Raw genomic sequence first — 16448 nt, 5'->3', positions numbered from 1 at the left:
AACAAACAGAATGCTATCGCTGCATAGTTGAACAGTGATGTTCAGCAGTGTTCAGCGTAAATGTATCAGATTCATGATGGCCCAATAAGGGATCCCCACAGCAATGCTATCGCTTCTGACCATTCCACCGTAGCTCCGTAGGTATCGCCCGTGTGTCCTCCCAACTGGCGGTAGATCCAGTAGCCCACGGCCCAAGCCCCCAGGGCGGATCCCAGCGTCCAGAGCAGCAAAGGGGGCCAAGCCAAGATCCCAGCCCAGCCCAACCCCCCGGTGATGGCCAGCACAAGCAGAGTGCCCGGCCACAGGGATCCCGGCAGGGAAGTGGAGTCTTTGAGGAAGCGGGCGGATCCCTGCTCTCGCAGATAGGGGTACAGGGCAATGGCGAGCAACTGGCCCCAACGCCCCCAGGCGGGCACCAGCAGCAAGAGGGGCCAAGCTCGAACGCTGCTCAGGGCAGCAAATTTCAGCAGCAGCAGCAGCACCAAGGCCAGTACCCCATAGGCCCCGGTGTGGCTATCGCTCATCACCTGCAGACGGCGACGGGATCCCTGCAAGTCAGATTTTTGCCCATCCTCAGTTGACCGTTCCGGATCCCCTTTGTAAGGATTCTTGTGGACATTGATCGCCAAGCCATCGGCAGTATCGGCCACCCCGTCCAGGTGCAGCCCACCGGTCAAGAGAACCCACAGGGCCAAGAGCAAAGCGGCCCGCACCGGATTGGGGAAAATCTGCAGCAGGATCCCAGCCAGGGAGAGGATCCCGCCCAGCAACACACCTACCCCTGGCAGCCAGGCGGCAATGCCCTCAAACGGCAAGTCTCCGACCCACCCCAGAGGCAGGGCCGTGTAGAAAGTCAAGGCTGCCCAGAAGCGCCGCAATCGCTCAGTCCTTGAGTCTGTGTAAAGGGATCCGCCAATCCAGCCCTCTGGGAGAGAAAATAGGAATCCTTGCGAACGGTGCGCCCCACCACAATGGTGAGCTTGACAATGGTGAGCTTGGCCACCAAAGCTCTGATGGCGCCCACCGCGGCCAACACCAGAAAGAGGGCTGCTTTTTCAGAAAGACTGGGATCCGCGGAGTCTGGTTCGAGTTCATGCTGAAGATCCTCCATCGCGCGGGTTGGCAGTTCCAACTCAGTCTGCCTTATGGGGCCGGGAACTCTCTTGGATCCCTTGCCCCGGCTCTCCCTGAGAGCTAGAAGGAATGGGCCCCAGAGTCACCGGATGTATTCCTTCAACACGCTGTTGCGGTTGGGGTGGCGCAACTTGCGCAGAGCCTTAGCCTCGATCTGCCGGATTCGCTCACGGGTGACATTAAAGATCTGGCCGATTTCCTCCAGAGTTTTCATGCGGCCATCATCCAAGCCGTAGCGCAACTTCAACACATCCCGTTCGCGGGCGGTGAGGGTTTCCAAAACACTTTCCAGATCTTCTCTGAGCAAGACTTTGGCCACCCGATCCTCCGGCGTCTCCCCATCCGACTCGATAAAGTCTCCCAGCCGAGAATCCTCTTCCTTGCCGATGGGGGTTTCCAAAGAGATGGGAAGCTGGGCCGACTTGGCGATAAAGCGCAACTTCTCGATGGTGATCTCCATGCGGGTGGCGATCTCCTCTTCGGTGGGCTTACGGCCCAATTCCTGGGAAAGCAACTTGGTTACCTTTTTGATGCGGGAGATCGTCTCGTAGAGGTGGACAGGCAGGCGAATGGTGCGGGATTGGTCGGCAATGGCGCGGGTGATGGCCTGTCGAATCCACCACGTCGCATAGGTGGAGAACTTGTAGCCCTTCTCGTGGTCGAATTTCTCGGCTGCCCGGATCAGGCCCAGGGATCCCTCCTGAATCAAATCCTGAAAAGACAGGCCCCGGTTCATGTACTTTTTGGCGATGGACACCACCAAACGCAGATTAGACTGCACCATCTTTTCTTTGGCCCGCCGCCCCCGATGCAACCGCCGCCGAAATTCCGGCAAGGACATCTTGACCTCTTCTGCCCAGAGGGTGTCCGGCACCTCTTCTGGGTCTGACCAGAGGCCCATACGCTGAAAAACGGCCTCGCGAGCGCGCTCTAGCTCCAGCAGATCGGCAATTTTTCGGGCTAGCTCGATTTCTTCATCGGCCCGCAGCAGCCGGATACGCCCAATTTCTTGCAAATAGACCCGGATAGAGTCATCGGTGTAGGGCTTTTTCTTACTGGCCGCCTTGCGCTTTGAGCGACCTTTGGCACCGGCGGCGGCAGTCTCTCCATCCTCCTCTGCTGCCTCTTCGTCGTCATCCTCATCAAAAGCATCAGTGTCACCGGTATCCAGTTCGCTCTCGAGGGTATCTGTCTCCGTGTCCAACTCCAGGGCGCTGGAAGGTGGATTTTCCAGATCCGGTTCGAGAAGAGCTGTTTTACCCGATTTCACCAATTCCTTTGCTTGAGCCATGCTGAGTTCCTCGTGATCCTAATCACAGACAACTAAAGGTGACTAAGGGAGCCTAGACGCCAAAGGGAGAGGAGCAAGTTGCAGCTCTGCTGCATCCCACAACGCCAGAGTGAGGGAGCCGATATCCGCAAGCCAAAGCCTGACTTGCCCTAGGCCAGCCTGCCCGCTTCTGAATAACCGATTGCTCGGGTCAATCTGGAAGCAGATATCGCTCATGGAGCTCAACTGAACTGGCGCAAGACTCGTCTTGATGGACGGGGCCTCTCGAGGTGGCGAAAGGTGGATCTTTCTCTTCGTCGATCCTGCGACGGAGTGCGAGGCACTTTACCAAGGGGACGGAACATTCAGCACCTCAACCACTCCAACCCGCGAGGAGAAGATCGCTCTACAGCAGGCGGCAAGTGACCCTGGGAGGAACACTTGCGAGCAACTGTAGCCGTTCACACCAAAACGTCTTCCCTAAATTAGCCCGACCTGGGGGAAACAGCAACGGGGCAGGCAAAGAAAATGTTAAATTCACCTCAACAATGGCCAAGATGGGATCCCTGGCCAGGGATCCATCCTTCGGCCTAGTCCGAGCAAATGGCTCGATGCTAACTTAAATCAGACTCTAGGTCGATGACACCCTGCCTGACTTTGACTTCTATGACCCATCCCTTCCTGCAGCATCTCCAGGAACGTGTGATTGTCTTTGATGGGGCGATGGGATCCTCTCTCCAGGCCCAGAACCTGACCGCAGCGGATTTTGGTGGGCCGGAACTGGAGGGCTGCAATGAGATGCTGGTGCTGACCAAGCCGGAGGCGGTGGAACAGGTGCACCGGGGCTTTCTGGAGGTGGGGGCAGACGTCATCGAGACCAATACCTTTGGGGCCACCTCCATCGTTTTGGCCGAGTACGGGATCCCGGAAAAAGCCTACGAGCTGAACGTGGCAGCAGCCCGTTTGGCCAAGCGGGTAGCAGCCGAGTTTGCGACGCCGGAAAAGCCCCGTTTTGTGGCCGGCTCCATTGGCCCCACCACCAAGCTGCCCACCCTGGGGCACATCAGCTTTGATGAGATGCGGGCTGCCTACGAGGAGCAGGTGCAGGGGCTAGTTGACGGTGGGGCGGATCTGCTGATCATCGAGACCTGCCAGGACATTTTGCAGACCAAGGCGGCCCTGGTGGCCGTGCAGCAGGAGTTTGCCCGACGCGGGATCCGCCTGCCGGTGGTGGTGTCCCTGACCTTTGAGGTGCAGGGGACAATGCTGGTGGGCACGGAGATCGGGGCGGCTTTGGCCATCCTGGAGCCCTATCCCATCGATGTGCTGGGCCTCAACTGTGCCACTGGCCCAGACAAGATGGTCGAACACATCCGCTATCTGTCCCGCCATTCTCCTTTCCCCATCTCCTGCATTCCCAACGCCGGCCTGCCGGAAAACATCGGCGGCAAAGCCCACTACAAGCTCACGCCGGAGCAGTTGCGCTTCCACCTGGAGCATTTTGTGCGGGATCTGGGGGTAGCGGTGGTGGGAGGGTGTTGCGGCACCCGTCCCGAGCACATTGCCGCCTTGGTGGAAGCCGTGCAGGGGTTGCGGCCCAAACGTCGTAGCATCGAACGGATCCAGGCTGCTGCCTCGATTTATGCCCCTCAGCCCTACCTGCAGGACAACTCGTTTTTAATCATCGGCGAGCGCCTCAACGCCAGCGGCTCCAAAAAGATGCGGGAGCTGCTCAACGCCGAAGACTGGGACGGCCTGGTGGCCCTAGCGCGGGAGCAGGTGCGGGAGGGATCCCATGTGTTGGATGTCAACGTGGACTATGTGGGCCGGGATGGGGTGCGGGATATGCGGGAGCTGGTCTCGCGGCTGGTTACCCAAATCCCAATTCCCCTGATGCTGGATTCTACCGATTGGCAAAAGATGGAAGCGGGCCTCAAGGTGGCGGGGGGCAAGTGCCTGCTCAACTCCACCAACTACGAAGACGGGGAAGAGCGCTTCTTCAAGGTGCTGGAGCTAGCTAAAACCTACGGCGCCGGGGTGGTCATCGGCACCATCGACGAAGAGGGCATGGCCCGCACCGCCGACAAGAAGTTCCAGATTGCCGAGCGGGCCTATCGCCAGGCGGTTGAGTACGGGATCCCGCCCTACGAGATTTTCTTTGACCCCCTGGCTTTGCCCATTTCCACCGGCATCGAGGAAGACCGTAGCAACGGAGCAGCCACCCTGGAGGCCATCCGCCGTATCCGCCAGGCTTTCCCGGAGACCCACATTCTCTTGGGCATTTCCAACATCTCCTTTGGGCTCTCGCCGGCAGCCCGCGTGGTGTTGAACTCGGTGTTTTTGCACGAGTGCCGCGAGGCCGGCCTGGATGCCGCTATCGTCAGTGCCGCCAAGATCCTGCCCCTGAACAAGATCCCCGAAGAGCAGCAGCAGGTGTGTCGGGATTTGATCTGGGATCGGCGGCAGTTTAACGCCGTTCGCGTTAGCGGGACGGAGTCCTCGGGCATTTGCACCTACGATCCCCTGGCGCGGCTGACGGAGCTGTTTGCGGGAGTTTCCAGCCAAGAGCTGCGGGCAGCCAGATCCCTGGCCACGCTGCCTCTGGAGGAGCGCCTGCGGCGGCACATCATTGACGGGGAGCGGATTGGCCTGGAGGAGACCCTGGCGGAGGCACTGCAGAAATATCCTCCCCTGGAGATCATCAACACCTTTTTGCTGGATGGCATGAAAGAGGTGGGGGAGCTGTTCGGTGCCGGCAAGATGCAACTGCCCTTTGTGCTGCAGTCGGCAGAAACCATGAAAGCGGCGGTGAAATACCTGGAGCCCTTCATGGAAAAGGTGGGAGGGGAAGTGTGCAAAGGCACTCTTTTGATTGCCACCGTCAAGGGGGATGTCCACGATATTGGCAAAAACTTGGTGGACATCATCCTCACCAACAACGGCTACAGGGTAATTAACTTGGGCATCAAGCAGCCGGTGGAAAACATCATCGAAGCCTATGAAAAGAGCAAGGCCGACTGCATTGCCATGAGCGGCCTGTTGGTAAAATCCACCGCCTTTATGAAGGAGAATTTGGAGGTGTTTAACGAGCGGGGCATCACGGTTCCCGTCATTTTGGGAGGGGCTGCCCTCACCCGCCGCTTTGTGGAAGAAGACTGCCGCAAGACCTACAAAGGCCAGGTGATCTATGGCCGCGACGCCTTTACTGATCTGAACTTTATGGATCGGCTGATGCAGGCCAAGGCTGCTGGCCGCTGGGACGACCGGCTGGGTTTTCTGGATGACTTGGAGCAGGGATCCCCCTCTGCCAATGGCCAGAAAGAGGCTTCTTGGGTTCCAGAGGAAACGGATCCCAGCCTGCCCCCTGCGGAGACCACCGTGGGAGCTGCTCCCGCCCTCACCCTCTCCGAGTCCCAAGACACCCGCCGCTCTGAAGCCGTTGCCCTCGAGACCGAACGGCCTATCCCGCCCTTCTGGGGATCCCAGGTTCTCACCTCAGATCAGATCCCTTGGCCGGAAGTCTTCTTCTACATCGACAAGCAAGCCCTGGTGGCCGGACAATGGCAGATTCGCAAGCCCCGCGACCAGTCGGCAGAGGAGTTTGCCGAGTTTATCGCCACCCAGGTGGATCCGGTGATCGAGCGCTGGAAAGAGCGGATCCTGGCAGAAGATCTGCTGCACCCCCAGATTGTCTACGGCTATTTCCCGGCCCAGGCAGAGGGGAACACTTTGATCCTCTTCGACCCGGCCAGCTTCCCCGAGCTGTTTTCCCTGGAGCCAGGCTCCACCACCTATTTCCAACTGCCCACGGTGGAGCGCCCGCAACTCTCTCCAGGGGTGCGGGAATTGGCCCGCTTCACCTTCCCCCGCCAAAAAACCGGCCACCGCTACTGTATCGCCGACTTCTTCGCCGCTCGCTCCACAGGATTGGTGGATGTTTTCCCCATGCAGGCGGTCACGGTAGGGGCAGAAGCCACCGCCTATGCCCAGCGCCTGTTTGCCGAAGGCCAGTACACCGACTACCTGTATTTCCACGGCCTGGCTGTGACCCTGGCGGAAGCCCTGGCGGAATGGTGCCATGCCCGCATCCGGCGGGAGCTGGGGTTCGGCCACGAAGATAGCCCCGACATCCGCAAGATCCTGCACCAGGGCTATCGGGGATCCCGCTACAGCTTCGGCTATCCCGCCTGCCCAAACATCGCCGACCAACGGATTCTGCTGGAGCTGCTCCAGGCCGAGCGCATTGGCCTCACCATGGACGAAAGCGATCAATTGGATCCGGAACAGTCCACCACCGCCATCGTTGCTTACCATCCGGCAGCCCGCTACTTCAACACTTAGGCTTAGGCCCTCATCTCCAACCTCTCTCAGGGGGAGAGGGGGAACTGTCGAGAACGGCTAGCGGGATCCCAGGCGGGAGCGGCTGTTCGCGTCAGCGGTGCGGAGCACTCCGCAGGGGGAAGCCAACGACCAAGATCAAGGTAACCAGAATGATCAAGGTGGAGAGGGCATTGATTTCCGGGGTAACTCCTCGTCGCGCCGTGCTGTAGATCAAAATTGGCAAGGTCAGGCTCTCCGGCCCACTGGTAAAAAAGGAGATGACAAAATCATCTATCGAAAGGGTAAAAGCCAGCAAAGCGGCAGCTTGGATCCCTGGCATGGCCAAGGGCAAGGTGACATAGCGTAGCTTTTGCCAGGTGTTTGCATAGAGGTCATAGGCTGCTTCTTCCAGGGCGGGATCCAAAAGTTGGAGACGGCTGCGCACCACAATAGCCACAAAAGCAATCTGAAACGTAATGTGGGCCAAGATCATCGTCCCCAAGCCCAGCTCAAAGAGGCCCGTGTAAAAGCGCACAAACTGGTAGAACAGCAGCAGCGCGATGGCCATCACAATATCGGGGACGATCACCGGCAACAGCATCAGCCCCTGCAGGATCTTTTTACCGGGGAAGCGATAGCGATACAGCCCATAGCCCAGCAGGGATCCCAGCAGCGTGCTGACCAGGGTGCTGACCACGGCCAAGACGAGGGTGTTCTGCGTCGCCTGCCAGATCGAGGCATTCCGAAAGAGAGCCAAGTACCAATCGAAGGTAAAGCCCGTCCATACCAGCCCAAAGCGGGCGCGGTTAAAGGAATAGACCGCAATAAGCAGAATTGGCAGGTAGAGAAAACCATAGATGGCGTAGCTCACGCCCCGCAGCCAGGTGGGTATCCTTGCCAACATTCGGCCAACATTCGTGTGTGGTATCTCAGTTGTCTCTATCCCACTGTAGAGCAGACCGCCAAAATTGCAGCAACTCCCTAGGCTTTATACATCAGCCTGCAACCCTGTCTATCACGCCAAAGTCCGTGCCAATGTGAGGTTATCTGTGGCTGGATTTGTTGAATTGATGATGGGATCCCTGAAGCTGTAAAGACGGCAATCAAAGAACGTGAGCCAAACGAAATGTTTTGCTGTTCGCGTTAGGGGGACGGAGTCCTTGCCTTATTCGGGCAACCCGATACCTGTGACTGGGAAATTGGCAGCACAGGCATTCCCCAACGCCGGCAGTGGGCACTTCCGCGAGGATTGCTAAACTTAGGCTCGGAGTGGTGTGAAAAAGCTGCAACCCATGCCCAAAAGCAGTTCTGGTCGTCTTCGAGAAAAACAAAATCCAGAGGAACCGCACGCGAAAACCAAGGGTATGTCTCGGCCTGTCGGTCGCGTCAGCGGGACGGAGTCCAAACCGTTGCGGTGGGGCAATACAGCCTACTGGGAGGCGGTTGGGTTGATGTTGCTAGGGATCCTGCTGATCGTTTATCGCTGGCGGGGCACCCTGCTGATGTTGATCAATCCCGGCTACGTGAATGTGGCGCTGTTGGCCGGGCTGTGTCTGTTGGGCTTGGGGATTGGCCGTTGGCGAGGAGCCAAAGTTGCCTCTTCTGAAGTCCATGCCTCACTATTGGGGCCGCGGCTGGGCGCAGGACTGTTGATCCTGACGGCCCTGCTGGGGTTTTGGGTCGAGCCACGACCACTCTCCAGCCAAACTGCCCTCAACCGAGGGGTATCTCCCTATCTGGGAGCATCTCGTAGCCAGCCGCAGGCTTTTCGCCCCAAGCTCGACCCGCGTCAGCGTACTCTGCTGGACTGGGTGCGCACCTTGGATGTTTACCCGGATCCCTACACCTATGAGAACCAGCCGGTGCGGGTGCAGGGGTTCGTCATTCCCGACGAGCGACCCGACCACTTTGTTATTGCCCGGTTTTTGGTTAGCTGCTGTGCTGCCGATGCTTACCCTGTGGGCTTGCCGGTGCGCTGGCCAGAGGCAGAGCAGTTAACTGCCGACAGTTGGCTGCGTCTGGAGGGGCGCATGGCCGTGGAGCAGCGGGATGGCCAATCTCAGTTGGTAATCGCTGCCGAGCAGGTGGAGCCGATACCGGTGCCGCCAAACCCCTATGCCGACGAATAAGAGCAGGCGCTTAGATATCGGTTTAGATATCGGTTTCGCTCAGCTTGGCGCTCAGGTAATCGAAGGGCTCGGCCACAAAGCTATAGTCTTCGCCAGAGCCAAGCAGCTCCAGGGTGCGGGTTTTCATGTTTTGGATCCCAATCACCGTCGGGGCGATGGGCACACCGAGGGAGTTGTAGGTCTCCCGTAAGCCGGCCAAGACTCGCTCATCCAAAATGCTGTTGTCGGCAGCCACCAGCGCGTAGGAAGCGTAGCGCAAGAAGTAGTCCATATCCCGCAAACAGGTGGCGTAGCGGCGGGTGGTGTAGGCGTTGCCTCCCGGACGGATGAGATCCGGCACCTGGGCGAACATGGCCGCAGCAGCCGTTTTGACGATATCCACTGAGTTGAGATTGATCACGTTCACGGCCTTGATGCGCCGCAGCCCCGAGTCATAAAAAGCCTTGAGCGCATCCATTGCCTCCCGATCCAAGTAGCGGCCCGTCAGGTCGTAGGTTTTGATCAGCGTGGTTACGGCATCCCGCATATCCCCAGCTCCATTCTTGTGACTTTATTTTGTAAAGTAGCTTGAGATGAAAAAATGAGAAGAGATTTTGCCGGACAACATCCAAAGGTCAACCTTGGAAAATCGAGCCAGAGCCCGGCAACGGCGACGCTTCAGGCTCCCCTTCGCCCTCAGAAGTTTAGCATGCGAGGGTTTCTTTCCCGCTTCCCCCTGAGACAATGGCAAATGTTGTTACGAAAATGTAACCTTTCTGCAACACTCTAGGGATCCGGCGGCAACACCCGCAGCGGCTTGAGCTGGCCTGCCTGACCATACCCCAAGCCCAAAAACTTGCCCTCCTCATCCAGCACCCGCAAAGTAGGGGCACCGATAATGGGCCGGTCGAGGGGAATGGCCTGACCCTGCAGCCACTGCTCCGCTTTGGCGGAAGAGAGTTCTACTGCCTCCCAATCGGCAAATCCCCACTCAATGGGCAACAGGGCGGCAGCGGGATCCGCGGATCCCTGCCATTTCTCCAGGGGCAGGCTTTCTGCGATGCGAAAGGGGCCACTTTGCAGCCGTCGCAGCCGGCTCATCAGCCCTCCACAGCCCAATTTTTCCCCCACATCGCGGGCAAGGGCACGAATGTAGGTGCCGGGGCCACAGGCAACTTCCAGATCCACTTCCGGAAAGTCTCCGGCTCGCCAGCCCAGGATGCGCAGTTGCCGAATGACCACCCGTCGGGGTTCCAACTGGAGTTCCGCAGCCTCCACGCCGGCCCGGGCCAACTGGTAGAGCTTTTTCCCCTGCCGCTTAAGGGCGCTGTAGAGGGGCGGTACCTGCCAGATCTCGCCGGTAAACTCCCGCAAACACTGCTCCACCTGCTCGCGACTCAACCCAGGACAAGGGGATCCCACCCGGATCTGCCCTTCGGCATCGTCGGTGTCGCTGCGCTGTCCCAATCGGAAGGTTGCTTGATACACCTTATCCCCCGACAAAAACGACAAAAAGCGTGTTGCCCGTCCCACCGCAATCGGCAAAACCCCCGTTGCCGCCGGATCCAAGGTGCCCCCATGCCCCACCTTGCGGGTGCGCAAGACCCGCCGCACCACTGCCACACAGTCGTGGGAGGTGAGCCCCGCCGGCTTGTCCAGGTTGAGAAAGCCCTCCAGGGATCCCATGCCAGGCATAATATGCATCAACAGTTAAGATTTGTAACTGAGCTGCCCCAGCGCTTAACATGGGGTTAACTTCCGTCTCCAAGTTTGAAGCACCTATGGCTCAGTCTGACCTGTTCTTTCAGCCTATCTGGCAACGCCTCCTGATGATTGCCCCCTTTTTCCTGTGGGGCTCAGCAATGGTGGTGATGCGAGACGCCCTCTCCGAGACCACCCCCCTCTTTATTGCCATTCTGCGGTTGTTGCCGGCAGGGATCCTGGTTCTGGCCTTTCGGCTCTGGCAGGGGCGGGGCTCTGCGGCCTCTCACGCCTGGCATCCCGGAGGGCTGCGCGGCTGGCTATGGGTGTTGGCGTTTGCGCTAGTGGACGGCACTTGTTTTCAGGGATTTTTGGCCCAAGGGCTGAAAGAGACAGGGGCAGGCCTGGGATCCGTGCTCATTGACTCGCAGCCGCTGGCGGTGGCTCTGATGGCCACCTGGTTTTACCGCGAGCGGATGGGATCCCTAGGCTGGCTGAGCCTGGGGCTGGGAGTTTTCGGCATTGGCCTCATCGGCCTATCCGGCGAGGGATCCCTGCAGTTGGGGGCCGGCGTCGTTTGGATGTTGATGGCCTCCCTGTCGATGGCCATCGGCACCGTGATGATGCCCAAGGTGGCGGAGGTAGCGGATCCGGTGCTGGCGACGGGCTGGCACATGGTGTTGGGCAGCCTGCCCTTGATCCTGCTGTCGGGACTGACGGAGACTCAGCAATGGCAACACCTGAGCGGAACCCACTGGCTGGGCCTCCTCTACGCTTCGGTGATGGGGAGCGCCTTGGCCTATGCCCTCTTCTTCTATTTCGCCTCCCAGGAAAACCTCACCGAGTTCAGTTCCCTGACCTTCCTCACCCCCATCTTTGCCCTGCTGTTTGGCAGCACCTTTCTGGGGGAATCGCTGACGCGGCTGCAATGGCTGGGAGTGGGCATCACTCTGGTCTGTGTGTACTTGATTAACCACCGGCAAGAATGGCAGGAGCGCCTCCACCTGGGCTGGAAAGGGATCCTCTCAGAGCTGGGTTTAGACTGGCTGGTGAGCGCCTTGAGCACCGTCGAGATCCGCGATGGCAACCCCGACTGATCAAAGCTTGGGCAGGGATCCCTTAGGGGGGCAAGAACCCCATGGCCTCTCTCACCCTTTGTAGCGTTTGCTCGGCGATGGCCCGGGCCTTAGCGGCATTCTCCCGAATCAGAACGAGCAGGTGGTCGGGGTTGCTCCACAGTTCCCGGTAGCGCTGCTGAATGGGCTCCAGGGCAGCGATGATGCTGTCGGCAAGGAGGGGCTTGAACTGCCCCCACCCCATCTCGGCACACTCAGCCGCCACCACCTCCTTGCTTTTGCCGGAGGTGAGCATGTAAATCGTCAACAAATTGTGGGCTTCGGGACGAGCCGGATCGTCAAAAGTAATGCCCCGAATGGGGTCGGTCTTGCATTTTTGGATCTTCTTGCGGATGGTATCTGGGTCATCCAGCAGATGGATACGGCTGAAATCCGAGGGATCCGACTTGGACATCTTGCGCGTACCATCGGTCAAGCTCATTACCCGCGCCCCCTCCGGACGAATCAGGGCCTCTGGGATCAGAAACACCTCTCCAAAACGGTCATTGAAGCGGCGAGCGATGTCCCGACACAGCTCAATATGCTGCCGCTGATCCTCCCCCACTGGCACATACTTGGGTTGGTAGAGCAAAATATCCGCCGCCTGCAAAATCGGGTAGCTGAACAAGCCAACGCTGGTCTCCTCTCCCTGTTTTTCTTTCTTCTCCTTGTATTGGATCATGCGCTCCGCCCAGTTCATGGGGGTGATGGTGTTGAACAGCCAGGCCAGCTCCGTATGGGCAGGCACGTGGGACTGGACGAATAGCACGCAATGCTCCAGGCTGAGACCGCAGGCCAAATAAAGGGCAAACAGCGAACGGGTTCGCTCCCTCAGCAGCTTAGGATCCTGAGGGACGGTGATGGCGTGTTGATCGACGATGCAAAAAAAGTTCTCGTAGTGCTCCTGCTCGGCCACCCAGTTTTTAATTGCCCCCAAGTAGTTGCCCAAATGCAGTTCGCCAGAGGGCTGAATGCCAGAGAGGGTGCGCGGCTTGGCCATAGGGAAAGCAAATCTCAAACGCCAACAAGACGGAGGACAAGAGCAAGGAAAGTCTTTTTCAGGATATCAAGAGAGGCGCAACCCGTTGGTTCATGATGGAAAAAAGACGCCCAACCGCACACCATGTCAGACTCTGAACCGGAACTGTTGCGTGCTGCCAACCACTATGTGCTGCTGATACCGGGCTTGCCGGAGCAATTTCTCAGCCCCGAGGAATTGCAGGAGTTTCTCATGCGGCTGTTGCAGGAACATCCCCACTTGGTGGATGCAGATCTGGCCCGCTATCCCACCCCTCAAGCGCAGGCACAGCGGCTGATCGACACCGCCTGTGAGCTCGAGGTTTGCCCCGGCGAAACTGTGCAGTGGCATCCTGTGCGCCTGAGCAAGCGCTCCTCGACACGGTCTTAACAGGCTCGGAAGTTCCTTGGCCAAGCCGTTCGCAGCCTCGTTGCAGCAGCGTTGCAGTTCCCCTCCCGCAGGCATAGCAAAAACCTCACCAGAGGTGGGGCGGGCAGTACGGGGTTGTGTTTCGGATCCCGCCTTGGGCGTGATACAACGCAAGAGTAGAGATCCTTAGTCCTAAACTTAAAAGGGGTCAGCCATGCCGCGCAGCATGAAGAACGACAACTTCATTGACAAGACCTTCACCGTCATGGCCGATCTAATTCTGAAACTGCTGCCAGGGGTGAGTTCCGAGGAAAAGAAAGCCTTTGCCTACTACCGGGATGGCATGGCCGCTCAGAGCGAAGGAGAATACGCCGAGGCCCTAGAAAACTACAGAGAAGCCCTCGCCCTCGAGCAAGGGGAAGAAGACCGCAGCTACATTCTCTACAACATGGGCCTGATCTACCAGAGCAACGGCGAGCTTGACAAAGCCCTCGACCACTACCACCAAGCTCTGGAGTTAAACCCAAGACTTTGCTCTGCCCTGAACAACATTGCCGTATTGCTGCACCACAAGGGCGAGCTGAGCCTGCAAGCCGGGGATGAGGAAACAGCAGAGGCCCTGTTCAACGAGGCTGCCCAGTACTGGATTCGGGCCATTCGCATTGCCCCCAACAACTACATCGAGGCCCAAAACTGGCTGAAAACCACCGGGCGCGCCAACCTGGAAGTGTACTGAGCCTTCCTGCAGAAGGACTCCGTTCCGTTAACGCGAACGGTTGATCTCGGCTACCCTGGGCTAAGTCAAGTCGATAATCTGGGAGCCGGAGGAGAGGATGCTGAAACGGGAAGAAGTCCAACATGTTGCTCACTTGGCTCGTCTGGAGCTGACCGAGGAGGAAGAGATCCAGTTCACAGAGCAGCTAGCAGACATCTTGGCCTACGTGGAGCAACTGAAGGAGCTGGACACGGAGGGGGTAGAGCCCACCTTTCACGTCCTGGACATGGAACTGCCCACCCGCCCCGATGAAGTCGAGCCCTACCCGGATATCGAAGGGATCCTGGCCAACGCCCCTGACCGGGCAGACATGTTCTTCAAGGTGCCCCGCATTTTGGAAGGGGAAGACTGACATGGGTCGGCAGGGATTCGAACCCTGGGCCAATCGGTTAAAAGCCGAGTGCTCTACCGCTGAGCTACCGACCCAAGTTTGCAGCTTCGTCATATTAGCAAAGCTTCTGTCACATTCGCAAAGGTTCTGGCCGTATCCCCAAAAATCTTGCTATGCTGGACTCAAGTCAACCCTGGGGCTGTAACGGTTTCGACGGGGTGGCGAACATGGGTTCATGATGCAGGTCGGGATTGAGCTTATCCCGTTACCACCAGGCTCAAAAAAGTACGTGCGAACAACGTCGTACCCTTTGCTCGTAAAGCGGCTGCTTTGGCTGCCTAAGGCTCAGTAACCGAAAACTTACTCTGAGCTCGAGGATCTGCTCACGACCCCGTTAAGTGGGCGGATCACAACCCCAACGGGTGCAGCTCTCTACTCTGGCTCCGTCGAGGGAGAGACTAAGATTAGGCGGAGAACTCCCATCGCTGGGATCCAAACGGCGATCCCCGCCTCGAGGGTCAAAGAGGCTAAACCTGTGAATGAGTGATCCCTCAGTACCCATCTCGGACACGGGTTCGACTCCCGTCAGCTCCATCTCCCAGCAGTTAACTACGAGCCAAAAACTGCCAGCTTTCAGCCATGCCCTAGGAGCAGATCCTGCTCAGTTTCTAAAGGTTTTACGGAGCGTGGGCGAGTTTGATGACAAGGTGCCGGTTTTTGTCCACCGCAACCCAGCCCTGCTGGCGAAAGCGGTTTAGGAGACGGGTAATGGTGACCCGGGTAGTGCCGATGGCATTGGCCAAGTCCTGGTGGGTAAGGCGCACTTGCAGGCGCACCCCTGTTGCAACCGGGGATCCCAGCTCCACAGCCAAAAGGGAGAGCAACTGGCGCAGCCGATCCTCTACCCGCCGCCGTCCGGCCAAGGCGAGCAATGCTTCGGTTTGGCGCAGCCGACGCACCACCTGCTTGAGCAGCCCTTGACTCAGGATCTCTGAGGCTTCCACCTCTGCTGCCGGCAGCCGCAGCACATCAACTGCCGTCAAAGCCTTAGCTTGGTAGGGATCCAGCATCGTCAGAGGGGATCCCAGGGGCATGGAGGGGCCGGCAAACCCCAACAACGCCTCACCGCCATTGGGATAGAGGGTGGTCAACTGCACCACCCCCCGACAGACGATCACCCATTCATCAGGAAACAAAGGGATAACCTGGCCAGGAGTGTAGGGGGATAAACTGCGGCTGCGGTAGAGGTCTTCCAGCAGTTGGCGCTCCCGTGTGGACAGGCCGGCAGCAAAATGGCTAGGCATCGCTTCAGGCATAGGCTGGCTCCGCTAGGAAAACTGGGCGCACCAGTCGTTGGGCTCCCCCTTGCAAACCAACAGCAATGGGCTGGCCGTCAATGCTGAGGTTGGGGCATGAGATAAGTGTTCCCGACAACACCTTAGCGCTTGCCTTCCAGCCTGAGGTAAAGGCAAAGTTATGCACAGGTTAAGTGTGGCTGCCTCGAGAGAAGAGACAAAAGGAGAACCCGGCAAAGCTGCAGGGATCCTAATCCGCTAGGATCGAAACCAGGGTGCTCCGCACCGCCGACGCGAAAGTGTTCAAGCCCTCAGGAGATCTGTCGTGACGCTGATGGTTCGTGTGATTACCCCCGACCGCACGGTTTGGGATGCCCCCAGCGAGGAAGTGATCCTCCCTGCCACTTCGGGCCAATTGGGCATTCTCACTGGGCACGCCCCCCTCTTGACCGCCATCGGCAATGGCGTTATGCGGGTCAAAGCCGATGGAAAGTGGTTGGCCATTGCGGTCATGGGCGGATTTGCAGAAGTCGAAAATAACGAGGTAACCGTCCTGGTCAACCGAGCAGAGCGGGGTGAAAAAGTGGATAAGGCAGCGGCTCAGGCCCTCTTGGACGAAGCAAGCAAAGTTTTGAATACCAGCAGCGACAAGCAAGAGCGCTTGCAAGCCAAGTTGGATCAACAGCGAGCCAGGGCCTTGATCCAAGCTGCCGAGATGGGCAGCAAGACTGGAAGCTGACCCTGTCCCGGCGCGGGATCTGCAGATGGAGCTCAAGCTGCAGGAGAGATGGAGGGGCTGAGGCGCAGCCAGGGGGCCATTTTCGATCTTTGGGGATTGGCTTTGTTAGCTAGACCGGCGGGAAGCCCCGCCTTCTGTTAGTGACTAGTGACTAGTGGCTGGTCACTATCCACTCACCACTATCCAGGGTAAGGGTCGGGATGAAAGGCGAGGACACGATGCTTCGTCCTTACTGGTGCTATGACCGGCGTAGCAGGATTTTATACCCTCATC

The 16448-nt window shown here is 58.5% G+C and carries 15 protein-coding genes, 1 tRNA gene and 1 other RNA gene; 8 read left to right on the top strand and 9 right to left on the bottom strand.

Features of this window, described 5'->3' with window-relative positions; all coding sequences use genetic code 11:
- Window positions 1-71: 71 nt before the first annotated feature.
- From NW839_RS05090 to rpoD, 3 genes are all read right to left on the bottom strand, one after another.
- Entirely contained in the window at window positions 72-878 is an 807-nt protein-coding gene (locus NW839_RS05090) for an adenosylcobinamide-GDP ribazoletransferase (protein ID WP_011433784.1), read from the bottom strand.
- Window positions 854-1132: a hypothetical protein gene (locus NW839_RS05085; RefSeq protein ID WP_414380494.1), complete on the bottom strand. Its 279-nt coding sequence runs from the start codon at window positions 1130-1132 to the stop codon at window positions 854-856. The genes NW839_RS05090 and NW839_RS05085 overlap by 25 nt, the downstream gene beginning before the upstream one ends.
- An 84-nt stretch (window positions 1133-1216) precedes the next feature.
- Window positions 1217-2425, bottom strand: coding sequence for an RNA polymerase sigma factor RpoD (gene rpoD, locus NW839_RS05080; protein WP_414350793.1), 1209 nt, complete (start codon window positions 2423-2425; stop codon window positions 1217-1219).
- Window positions 2426-3070: 645 nt separating this feature from the next.
- Here rpoD and metH point away from each other — a divergent pair.
- Window positions 3071-6745: a methionine synthase gene (metH, locus tag NW839_RS05075; protein WP_414350795.1), complete on the top strand. Its 3675-nt coding sequence runs from the start codon at window positions 3071-3073 to the stop codon at window positions 6743-6745.
- 91 nt (window positions 6746-6836) lie between these two features.
- Here metH and NW839_RS05070 read toward each other — a convergent pair whose 3' ends face one another.
- Window positions 6837-7628, bottom strand: a complete 792-nt coding sequence (locus tag NW839_RS05070) for an ABC transporter permease (RefSeq protein WP_414350797.1) — start codon at window positions 7626-7628, stop codon at window positions 6837-6839.
- 460 nt (window positions 7629-8088) lie between these two features.
- On the opposite strand from NW839_RS05070, the gene NW839_RS05065 reads away from it, so the two are divergent.
- Window positions 8089-8853, top strand: a complete 765-nt coding sequence (locus NW839_RS05065; protein WP_414350800.1) for a TIGR03943 family putative permease subunit — start codon at window positions 8089-8091, stop codon at window positions 8851-8853.
- A gap of 22 nt (window positions 8854-8875) precedes the next feature.
- Here NW839_RS05065 and apcB read toward each other — a convergent pair whose 3' ends face one another.
- Entirely contained in the window at window positions 8876-9379 is a 504-nt protein-coding gene (apcB, locus tag NW839_RS05060; protein ID WP_011433791.1) for an allophycocyanin subunit beta, read from the bottom strand.
- A gap of 239 nt (window positions 9380-9618) precedes the next feature.
- Window positions 9619-10518 carry a tRNA pseudouridine(55) synthase TruB gene (gene truB, locus NW839_RS05055; RefSeq protein WP_414350808.1) on the bottom strand — a complete coding sequence of 300 codons (900 nt, stop codon included), beginning with the start codon at window positions 10516-10518 and terminating at the stop codon, window positions 9619-9621.
- A gap of 95 nt (window positions 10519-10613) precedes the next feature.
- On the opposite strand from truB, the gene NW839_RS05050 reads away from it, so the two are divergent.
- Window positions 10614-11630 (top strand): DMT family transporter, encoded by a 1017-nt coding sequence (locus NW839_RS05050; RefSeq protein WP_414350801.1) that lies wholly within the window; start codon window positions 10614-10616, stop codon window positions 11628-11630.
- A 22-nt stretch (window positions 11631-11652) separates the two neighbouring features.
- Here NW839_RS05050 and trpS read toward each other — a convergent pair whose 3' ends face one another.
- Window positions 11653-12648 (bottom strand): tryptophan--tRNA ligase, encoded by a 996-nt coding sequence (gene trpS / locus NW839_RS05045; protein WP_414331708.1) that lies wholly within the window; start codon window positions 12646-12648, stop codon window positions 11653-11655.
- 123 nt (window positions 12649-12771) lie between these two features.
- Here trpS and NW839_RS05040 point away from each other — a divergent pair, with 123 nt between their 5' ends.
- The 3 genes from NW839_RS05040 (at window position 12772) to gatC (ending at window position 14162) form a co-directional block, all read left to right on the top strand.
- Complete coding sequence (locus tag NW839_RS05040; protein WP_414342689.1) at window positions 12772-13056, top strand: chlororespiratory reduction protein 7; 285 nt, start codon at window positions 12772-12774, stop codon at window positions 13054-13056.
- 193 nt (window positions 13057-13249) lie between these two features.
- Entirely contained in the window at window positions 13250-13771 is a 522-nt protein-coding gene (locus NW839_RS05035) for a photosystem I assembly protein Ycf3 (RefSeq protein ID WP_414350803.1), read from the top strand.
- Between the two features lie 97 nt (window positions 13772-13868).
- Window positions 13869-14162, top strand: a complete 294-nt coding sequence (gatC, locus tag NW839_RS05030) for an Asp-tRNA(Asn)/Glu-tRNA(Gln) amidotransferase subunit GatC (protein ID WP_414350806.1) — start codon at window positions 13869-13871, stop codon at window positions 14160-14162.
- Window positions 14163-14164: 2 nt separating this feature from the next.
- On the opposite strand, the gene NW839_RS05025 is transcribed toward gatC, so the two are convergent.
- A tRNA-Lys gene (locus NW839_RS05025) sits at window positions 14165-14236 on the bottom strand.
- Between the two features lie 100 nt (window positions 14237-14336).
- Here NW839_RS05025 and ssrA point away from each other — a divergent pair.
- Window positions 14337-14738: a transfer-messenger RNA gene (gene ssrA / locus NW839_RS05020) on the top strand.
- An 80-nt stretch (window positions 14739-14818) separates the two neighbouring features.
- Here ssrA and NW839_RS05015 read toward each other — a convergent pair.
- Window positions 14819-15457 carry a Crp/Fnr family transcriptional regulator gene (locus NW839_RS05015; protein ID WP_414342684.1) on the bottom strand — a complete coding sequence of 213 codons (639 nt, stop codon included), beginning with the start codon at window positions 15455-15457 and terminating at the stop codon, window positions 14819-14821.
- Between the two features lie 304 nt (window positions 15458-15761).
- Between NW839_RS05015 and atpC the strand changes: the two genes are divergently transcribed.
- Window positions 15762-16175 carry an ATP synthase F1 subunit epsilon gene (gene atpC / locus NW839_RS05010; RefSeq protein ID WP_011433800.1) on the top strand — a complete coding sequence of 138 codons (414 nt, stop codon included), beginning with the start codon at window positions 15762-15764 and terminating at the stop codon, window positions 16173-16175.
- Window positions 16176-16448 lie beyond the last annotated feature (273 nt).

This window comes from Synechococcus sp. R5-15, from assembly GCF_047462035.1.
Classification (GTDB): Bacteria; Cyanobacteriota; Cyanobacteriia; order Thermostichales; family Thermostichaceae; genus Thermostichus.
This window is presented reverse-complemented; position numbering and strand designations above follow the sequence as displayed.

Bases quoted from the DNA above. Each gene is read 5' to 3' on its own strand.
- rpoD (WP_414350793.1), bottom strand. From the start codon at position 2,425: ATGGCTCAAGCAAAGGAATTGGTGAAATCGGGTAAAACAGCTCTTCTC.
- apcB (WP_011433791.1), bottom strand. From the start codon at position 9,379: ATGCGGGATGCCGTAACCACGCTGATCAAAACCTACGACCTGACGGGC.
- gatC (WP_414350806.1), top strand. From the start codon at position 13,869: ATGCTGAAACGGGAAGAAGTCCAACATGTTGCTCACTTGGCTCGTCTG.
- NW839_RS05040 (WP_414342689.1), top strand. From the start codon at position 12,772: ATGTCAGACTCTGAACCGGAACTGTTGCGTGCTGCCAACCACTATGTG.
- truB (WP_414350808.1), bottom strand. From the start codon at position 10,518: ATGGGATCCCTGGAGGGCTTTCTCAACCTGGACAAGCCGGCGGGGCTC.
- NW839_RS05050 (WP_414350801.1), top strand. From the start codon at position 10,614: ATGGCTCAGTCTGACCTGTTCTTTCAGCCTATCTGGCAACGCCTCCTG.
- NW839_RS05070 (WP_414350797.1), bottom strand. From the start codon at position 7,628: ATGTTGGCAAGGATACCCACCTGGCTGCGGGGCGTGAGCTACGCCATC.
- NW839_RS05065 (WP_414350800.1), top strand. From the start codon at position 8,089: ATGTCTCGGCCTGTCGGTCGCGTCAGCGGGACGGAGTCCAAACCGTTG.
- NW839_RS05035 (WP_414350803.1), top strand. From the start codon at position 13,250: ATGCCGCGCAGCATGAAGAACGACAACTTCATTGACAAGACCTTCACC.
- NW839_RS05015 (WP_414342684.1), bottom strand. From the start codon at position 15,457: ATGCCTGAAGCGATGCCTAGCCATTTTGCTGCCGGCCTGTCCACACGG.
- trpS (WP_414331708.1), bottom strand. From the start codon at position 12,648: ATGGCCAAGCCGCGCACCCTCTCTGGCATTCAGCCCTCTGGCGAACTG.
- metH (WP_414350795.1), top strand. From the start codon at position 3,071: ATGACCCATCCCTTCCTGCAGCATCTCCAGGAACGTGTGATTGTCTTT.